This window comes from Haemophilus sp. HMSC066A11 (genome assembly GCF_001811665.1).
GTDB lineage: Bacteria > Pseudomonadota > Gammaproteobacteria > Enterobacterales > Pasteurellaceae > Haemophilus > Haemophilus influenzae.
Genome location: NZ_KV805903.1, coordinates 19,239 through 27,618, shown reverse-complemented (window position 1 = coordinate 27,618; position 8,380 = coordinate 19,239). Strand labels below are relative to the sequence as shown.

Annotated in this window: 6 protein-coding genes, 2 tRNA genes and 1 rRNA gene; 7 read left to right on the top strand and 2 right to left on the bottom strand. The window is 37.4% G+C overall.

Annotated features, from left to right (window positions below; translation table 11 throughout):
* The first annotated feature begins 77 nt into the window (after positions 1–77).
* The 4 genes from rrf to psiE all read left to right on the top strand — a co-directional run bounded on the left by rrf (position 78) and on the right by psiE (position 1,073).
* Positions 78–193 (top strand): 5S ribosomal RNA (gene rrf, locus HMPREF2813_RS09445).
* Between the two features lie 12 nt (positions 194–205).
* A tRNA-Asp gene (locus HMPREF2813_RS09440) sits at positions 206–282 on the top strand.
* 28 nt (positions 283–310) lie between these two features.
* Positions 311–386, top strand: a tRNA-Trp gene (locus HMPREF2813_RS09435).
* Between the two features lie 267 nt (positions 387–653).
* Positions 654–1,073: a phosphate-starvation-inducible protein PsiE gene (gene psiE / locus HMPREF2813_RS09430; RefSeq protein ID WP_014550525.1), complete on the top strand. Its 420-nt coding sequence runs from the start codon at positions 654–656 to the stop codon at positions 1,071–1,073.
* Between the two features lie 63 nt (positions 1,074–1,136).
* Here the strand turns inward: psiE and HMPREF2813_RS09425 are convergent, their stop codons facing one another.
* Both HMPREF2813_RS09425 and HMPREF2813_RS09420 read right to left on the bottom strand, forming a co-directional pair.
* Positions 1,137–2,423, bottom strand: coding sequence for a heme biosynthesis protein HemY (locus HMPREF2813_RS09425; RefSeq protein ID WP_048946785.1), 1,287 nt, complete (start codon positions 2,421–2,423; stop codon positions 1,137–1,139).
* A 10-nt stretch (positions 2,424–2,433) separates the two neighbouring features.
* Complete coding sequence (locus HMPREF2813_RS09420) at positions 2,434–3,645, bottom strand: uroporphyrinogen-III C-methyltransferase (protein WP_014550527.1); 1,212 nt, start codon at positions 3,643–3,645, stop codon at positions 2,434–2,436.
* 304 nt (positions 3,646–3,949) lie between these two features.
* Here HMPREF2813_RS09420 and HMPREF2813_RS09415 point away from each other — a divergent pair, with 304 nt between their 5' ends.
* The 3 genes from HMPREF2813_RS09415 (at position 3,950) to cysE (ending at position 8,377) form a co-directional block, all read left to right on the top strand.
* Positions 3,950–6,481 (top strand): class I adenylate cyclase, encoded by a 2,532-nt coding sequence (locus HMPREF2813_RS09415; RefSeq protein ID WP_014550528.1) that lies wholly within the window; start codon positions 3,950–3,952, stop codon positions 6,479–6,481.
* 73 nt (positions 6,482–6,554) lie between these two features.
* Positions 6,555–7,562 (top strand): NAD(P)H-dependent glycerol-3-phosphate dehydrogenase, encoded by a 1,008-nt coding sequence (gene gpsA / locus HMPREF2813_RS09410; RefSeq protein WP_006995372.1) that lies wholly within the window; start codon positions 6,555–6,557, stop codon positions 7,560–7,562.
* An 11-nt stretch (positions 7,563–7,573) separates the two neighbouring features.
* Positions 7,574–8,377 (top strand): serine O-acetyltransferase, encoded by an 804-nt coding sequence (cysE, locus tag HMPREF2813_RS09405; protein WP_014550529.1) that lies wholly within the window; start codon positions 7,574–7,576, stop codon positions 8,375–8,377.
* Positions 8,378–8,380 lie beyond the last annotated feature (3 nt).

Below are 8,380 nucleotides of genomic sequence, written 5' to 3'. Positions count from 1 at the left end.
CCCCATGTGAGAGTAGGGCACCGCCAGGTTTTATTTTTTTAGTTTATTCATTGAGTAAATTAAAAAAATAAAAAATTTTTGGCAGAGATAGTGCAATAGATCCACCTGATACCATACCGAACTCAGAAGTGAAATGTTGTAACGCTGATGGTAGTGTGGGGTTTCCCCATGTGAGAGTAAGGCACTGCCAATCATCATTTTTAGCGGAGTGGTAGTTCAGCTGGTTAGAATACCTGCCTGTCACGCAGGGGGTCGCGGGTTCGAGTCCCGTCCATTCCGCCAATTCATATCATAGTTTATTGATACCAATAGGGGCGTAGTTCAATTGGTAGAGCACCGGTCTCCAAAACCGGGTGTTGGGAGTTCGAGCCTCTCCGCCCCTGCCATAAAAAACCTTTCATTTTCAATAATTTACTACATTGTAAAAATTTTCTTGTGAGAAATCATCGTCTTCGTGTGGCGTAAATGTGACATTGTTCGCAAACTCTATCATGTGATCGCATTTAAATGCGTAGGAATATAATAATTTCTAATAATTAATTTTGTTTAATATTATAAGTAATAGTTTTTTGAACATTATTTTTAAATAATTTTGATCAGTTTTATAATTTTACATTAGTATACGAGTCTTAATTTTGTTGTAAGGAATAAAAATGGAAGAGTCCCCAGAATTAGAAAAATTGCCACGAATCATTACTGATGTATTGAAAATTGTGCTTTGTACAGCGTTGATTGTGCTAGCGATTGTGCTTATTATTGCCCTTGTAAAAATAACTTATACTTTATCTATGATGGTGCTTAACACTTCGTCTGTTGTACCTTATGATGTTGCTGAACAAGCAGTAATGTTTTTCTTATATTTCGGGTTTATTGGTTTGATTGTGCAGTATTTTAAAAGCGGATATCACTTCCCTTTACGCTATTTTATTTATGCTGGGATCACTGCGATGTTGCGTTTAATCATTGTTAATCATGAAAGCTCGATGGATACCATCTTATTTGCAGGCGCAATTTTGATTATGGTGATCGCACTCTGTTTGGTGTTATATTCTAATAAACTGAAAAATATATAGTTTTAGATTCAAAACAACAAAAAACGCACTTCACTTGAAGTGCGTTTTGTCTTTTTAGTTGAGCTACTCAGATTTACTTTCTAAAAGTGCGGTTGAATTTTCTTCTGTTTTTTCTTCCGCACTTTCTGGAATGACATTCTGAATTGCCATCACTGATTTCAAACTCTCTTGGCGAACTTGTTCAGCTAATGCTTTATCGCCCGCTTGTTCAAATACATAAGATGCCATCATCAAATCATTTTGTTCTAATTGTTCAGGGCAAGCGATCACGTTTTTGAATACATCTGCTGCTTTAATAAATTCATTGTTACGAACATATAAATAACCCAAAGCACGATTGATACAGCATTTTTGTTTTTCATCCACACGTTTTGCACGTTTTTCTATTAGCTTGAGAAGTTTACTGTTATCTTCTGGTTGTAAACGTGTAATTTGAGTACAAAGAGGTAAACTGATTGCTGTATTGTCACCGAGTTTTTTCAGTATTTCAAATGTCAATTCAGTAGCTGATTCATGATCATTACAGTCAATTAAACGTTGAATAAGGCTAATTTTAAGTTCAATATTGTTACGGCGATGACGAGGTTGCTGATTCCACCAAGTTAGTAAGCCATCAATTCCTTCTTCGTTCATTTTCTCGTCGAGTAAACCATTTTCGGTTTTAGATCGAAGATCTTTGAATTCTTCATCATTGAATAAACCGCTATTCGCAACATTGTCTAAAATTTTATCTAGAGCTTGATAGGCTTTAGAGCGAAGATAAATTTCTACCGCAAGTTTTAATACTTCTTTATTGCGACGAGCCATTTCTAATAAGCTATCTACAGAACTGCGCGCTGCAGGTAACTTGTTTTGTTGCAATAAAATACGAGTACGGGCAATTTCCACGAGCAAATTATCAGAGCCGGCTAATTCTGTTGCTTCAATTAAATAGCGATTTGCACTAAATTCGTCGCCACGTTGTTGAGCGGCTTCTGCTGCTTTGATGAGATTTAGTACAGGTTCAGCAGAATGTTTAGCATTTTTGCCAATTAATTTTTCTGCTTTAGCGTAATCCCCTTCATCCATTTTTACCAAGCCTTCAAGGGTTTGTTTTTGCGCTTTTACACGTTTGCGATTAGAAAACCATTGATAAGAGCTACGACTTAAACGAAAGAAACGAGTGATGCCCCATTCAAAAGCATAAATTATTGCTAAAGAAATAATGAAAAAAATCACTAAGGTAGTGATGGACATTTCTATAATACGATTTGCTGTCTCAATGCGTACATAACCTTGCTGACCAGAAATATAAGGCCCTGCTACAAGTCCTACAAGCAATGTCAGCATTAAAAAGAGCACTCTAAACATAGACTTATCCTTATTGTTGTGATTCAGATTGTGTTGGTTTAACAGCTTCTACTTTAGGCATTGTATCAATCGCCTTGTCTGCTTCAATTTCCACTTTTTGTAGATCTAAAGCTGTACGATTAAGATATTTGTCAAGTAATGTTAAACTTTTTAATTGCTCTGGCACATCTACATAAATAGAAGTATCAGTCAATCCATCTACTAATTTTAAGAAATTTTGTGTTACTTCAGCGTTTGTATCAAAATAGCTACGAACCCAAGAAGAAACAGCTTCTAGAGATTGCTTATAAAGTTCATTTTGCTGACGAGGAACTGCCATAATCGCAAGCTGTAAACGTAGACGAATGTTCTCACGAAGATAAATATCTTGATTTGGTGCAAGTAATTCTTTTTTATTTGAATTTTGTTTTGGCGAAATACGAATAAAATGATTTAGGAAAGAGGTTGCACTTTTTTCAATATTTTGTTGCCAGTCAGTAATGTTGTTGGATAATTTATCATTATTTTTAGATGTTTCATCAAAATTTACGTTCAAAGCCTGTAATTCATCGACTGTGTTTGCAAGCTGTGACAGTTTTTGCATTATCGCATTTTGATCCACACTTGAAAGCGAAAGAAGTTGTTTTAAATCTTGATTGATTGCACTACGAATTTCATTTGCTTGTGAATTATTAACCTTGACGAGGGTTTCATCAGCTAATTTTAATAAAGAAACCGCTGTATCAACATCGTTATCTAAAACAAGTTTACGCAGGGCATTATTTAGTAAAAAATCAGCTTCGGAAAATAACCAATCGCTTGGTTGTTGTGCGATGGCAAGCTGACTTACTTGTTTCATTTGAGTTTGTAAGGATGTTATTTCCCCTGTTTTGCTTACAATTAATTGTTCCAGTTGAGCTATATTTTCTTGTGCAGTTTTTAAACTCTGTTCTAATTGTGTAAGTCGTTTATTGTTATTGGTGTTATTTGAGGAAAGATTTGCTCCCGTTTGATTTTCAAGTGCGGTTAATTTCTGTTGAATTTTAGCCATTTGCTGCTGACCAAAATAGTATCCAGCTCCACCAATACCTAGCGCAACAAGTATTGCTAATAAACTCAATGCTGTACCCGTTTTTTTCACAATAGTTTGCGGAACAGACTGCATTGTTTCAGTTTGTTCAACAGCTGTTTTTGGCGTATCTGTAAGTTGTTCAGTGAGGTCGTTAGGTTGCTCTTTTGCCATATCAATTCCTTAATAAGTGATATTGAGTAAGGTATTTTATAATACTTTGCGTTGATAAGAAAAATATCAAGCTATCCACTAATAATAGAAAATATAGATTTTTATATCGGTAGAATTAAGCTATTTACGCAATAAAATTAGGTGCTATCCTACCACTCTTAGGTAAAAAAGTCATTTTGATTGTTGATAGGTAAAACTTATAATATATTTTAAAAAATTGTGATTTATGTCACATTTTTTTGCATTTATACTCCCTAAGTGGTAAATTGTTCGCCAATTTTTGTTGTTCTGGTAGGGACACCACGTGGAATGTAATCTAGCACAAGCAAAACAATGGGTTAGCGCCTTGGATCAACGCCGTTTTGAGCGTGCATTACAAGGTTCAGGCGATGCATTCCAACACGTTTTAGCGATTGCGCCTTTACTTCTACACCTAAACCATCCACAACTTCCCGGCTATGTTATTCACGCCCCCTCTGGCATTGCGAATTTCCTTGCTTCTGATTATCAAAAAAAATGGCTCACCAATGAATACGGTATTCACTATGCCGATCATAAGCCATCAACACTCAAAAGTGCGGTAAATTTTCACGAAGTTTTACCACCAATTCTAGGCGTTTATGTAATGGGTAGCTTTGGCTCAATAAGTCAAACCTCTTCTTCAGATCTTGATACTTGGATTTGTGTCCGTGATGGCTTGAGTCCAGATGAATATACACTTCTTACTCAAAAAGCCAAGCGGATTAGTGAATGGGCAATGCAATTTAATGTGGAAATTAATTTTTATTTGATGGATCAACAACGTTTCCGCAATGAACATTATGCTGACCCACTGACTATTGAAAATAGCGGCTCTGCGCAATATATGTTATTGCTTGATGAGTTCTATCGCTCCGCCGTACGCTTGGCTGGTAAACCTCTACTTTGGTTGCATTTATGGGTGGAAAATGAAAAAGACTATGAAAAAGAGGTGGTGCGTTTAATTACTGAAGGGGAAATTGATCCAAATGATTGGGTAGATTTCGGCGGTTTAGGACAATTTTCTGCAAACGAATATTTCGGTGCCAGTTTATGGCATCTTTATAAAGGGATTGATTCACCTTATAAATCTGTGCTCAAAATTTTGTTGTTGGAAGCCTATTCCAAGGAATACCCAAACACTTGCTTAATTGCCCGCACTTTTAAGCAAGATTTACTTTCAGGCAATACCAATCCTGATCACCATTTTGATCCTTACATTGCCATTCTTGCAAAAGTAACCCAATATTTAACCGCACTTTCTGAATTTAAACGTTTGGATTTTGTGCACCGTTGTTTCTATGTGAAAGCAACGGAAGATTTTGCACGTTACCAAGTCAATAATTGGCGTATTCGTTATATGGAAATCCTTGCGCAAGAATGGGGATGGTCTGCAGAAACGGTAAAACATCTCAATAAGCGTCCATTTTGGAAAATTAAGGCAGTAAAAGAAAACCACGATAACATAATGAAATTTTTAATGTTGAGTTATCGTAATTTAGTGGAATTTGCTCGAAAGCATCACATTCACTCGAGCGTCGTGCCACAAGATATCAACATTCTTTCTCGTAAACTTTATACTGCTTTTGAAGAACTTCCCGGCAAAGTGTCCTTACTCAACACACAGATATCTCACAATTTATCAGAAGCACACCTGACTTTTGTGGAAGTTCGTGGCAATAAACATTTTAAAGATGGTTGGTACCTTATCAATCAACCAATACACCATATTATGTTCTCCAAAGAACGGGTGATCGAATACGGAGAAAGCCTGAATAAATTAGTTTCTTGGGCTTATTTCAATCATTTACTCACAGAAAAAACCGAATTGTCAATTTTTAGCAAGAATGTGACTTTAAGCACATTACAACGCTTTGTCACTAACTTACGTCAGTCTTTTCCAAGCACCATCGCCAAACAACCTAAAAATAGCGATTTATTGAATCAATGCGAAATTCGTAGCTTGTTTATTGCCATAAATCTCACCACCGATCCAACATCCAAAATAGAAGAAGTATTAACGGGTATTTCATCGCGAGATTTATTTAGTTTTGGATCGCTTGAGCAAAGTCTTGTCGGCAGTATCGATTTTACTTATCGTAACGTGTGGAATGAAATCCGAACGCTCCATTTTGAAGGGCAAAATGCCATTTTGCTTGCACTAAAAGTGCTTTCTAACAAAATTTATCGTGGCGTTAATCGCCCAGATTCCATACAAGTCTATTGTTATAGTGAACGTTATCGCCAAGATTTACGTCAATTAGTGATGGGATTAGTCAATCGATGCGTTAGCATCCAAGTCGGCGATATTCAACAACCTTGCCAAACGTCACGTTTACGCGTAGCGGGTAAAAACTGGCAATTATTTTTTGAAGATCGCGGCATCAGCTTACAAGAAATCGGAAATGAATCGGTCTGTAATGACGCTGAAAGTGCGGTGGATTTTGACGAAGTTTTACAAACACCAATTGAAGATGGCGAGACAAACCAAGAAAGTCGTCGCTATCCACCAGAAATGGATGCCTTCGCAAGTGAAGGATTCCTACAATTCTTTTTTGAAGATAATTCTGATCACAGCTTCAATGTTTATATTTTAGATGAATCTAATCATCTCGAAATCTATCGCCACTGCGATGGTGAAAAAGATGAAAAAGTGCGGGAGATTAATCAACTTTATCAAAACGCCAAACAGGAAGGCGATAAAAATCCTTACAATATCGTTCAACATAATTTTAACTACCCTCAATTTTATCAACTACAAAATGGAAAAAATGGCATATCCATCGTGCCGTTTAAATTCCTCCAAATGAATAAGTAATATTTTCCTGTGGTTGATAGGTTACCGAAAGATATCTATACTTATTTCCTCTTTTACTAGATAAATTGTAGATATGATAACTTCGCAAACACCAATCACTGTGCTAGGTGCGGGATCTTATGGAACTGCGCTGGCAATTACCTTTTCTCGCAATGGTTCTCCCACTCACTTATGGGGGCACAATCCCGTCCATATCGCACAAATGCAGACAGAACGACAAAATTATCGTTTTTTGCCGGATGTCATCTTTCCTGAGGATCTTCATTTAGAAAGTAATCTTGCACAAGCAATGGAATATTCTCAAGATATTTTAATCGTGGTGCCAAGCCATGCTTTCGGTGAAATTCTTATAAAAATTAAACCGCACTTAAAAGCCCATCACCGATTAATTTGGGCAACAAAAGGTTTGGAACGTAACACAGGGCGTTTACTACAAACCGTAGTTGAAGAACAACTCGGAACGCAATATCCACTAGCTGTACTTTCTGGCCCAACTTTTGCAAAAGAATTAGCGCAAGGTCTACCATCAGCTATTACGCTTGCTGCCAATAACGAGCAATTCGCGCGGGAATTTCAGTCTCGTATTCATTGTAGTAAAGGTTTCCGAGTTTATATAAATTCGGATATGACAGGCGTTCAACTTGGTGGTGCAATTAAAAATGTGATCGCAATTGGCGCGGGTATTTCAGACGGTATGGGATTTGGCGCAAATGCTCGCACAGCACTGATTACTCGAGGTATTGCAGAAATTACCCGCTTAGGTATCTCGCTCGGTGCAAATACCAATACATTTATGGGAATGTCTGGATTGGGCGATTTAGTGCTAACTTGCACCGATAATCAATCGCGCAATCGACGTTTTGGATTAATGCTAGGTAAAGGATTAGATGCCCAAATGGCTATGGAAAATATCGGGCAAGTCGTAGAAGGTTTTTATAATACAAAAGAAGCCTATTTGCTTGCACAAAGACAAGGTGTGGAAATGCCGATTACAGAACAAATTTATCAAATGCTGTTTTGTGGCAAAAGCGCACAAGATGTAGCCATCAGCCTTTTGGGGCGAGCATGTAAAGGCGAATAAAAGGAGGAATTATGACATTAGATGTGTGGCAACATATTCGCCAAGAAGCCAAAGAACTTGCTGAAAACGAACCTATGCTTGCTAGTTTTTTTCACTCTACAATTTTAAAGCATCAAAATCTGGGCGGTGCGCTAAGTTATTTATTGGCTAACAAATTAGCCAATCCTATTATGCCAGCTATTTCTCTCCGTGAAATTATTGAGGAAGCCTATCAATCTAATCCTTCGATTATTGATTGCGCTGCTTGCGATATCCAAGCTGTCCGCCACCGAGATCCTGCTGTGGAGTTATGGTCTACTCCATTGCTTTATTTAAAAGGTTTCCATGCGATTCAAAGTTATCGAATCACCCATTATTTATGGAATCAAAATCGTAAATCCCTTGCCCTTTATTTACAAAACCAAATTTCAGTAGCTTTCGATGTAGATATTCACCCAGCGGCGAAAATTGGCCACGGAATCATGTTCGACCATGCAACAGGTATTGTTGTGGGTGAAACATCTGTAATCGAAAATGATGTTTCAATTTTGCAAGGCGTAACACTTGGCGGTACGGGAAAAGAATCAGGCGATCGTCATCCCAAAGTACGCGAGGGTGTTATGATTGGGGCGGGTGCAAAAATTCTCGGTAATATTGAAGTAGGTAAATACGCCAAAATTGGGGCAAACTCTGTTGTGCTTAACCCTGTGCCGGAATATGCCACAGCGGCTGGCGTGCCAGCTCGAATTGTAAGTCAAGATAAAGCAGCAAAACCTGCTTTTGATATGAACCAATATTTTATCGGCATTGATGATGACATGAATTTGAATATTTAAGGA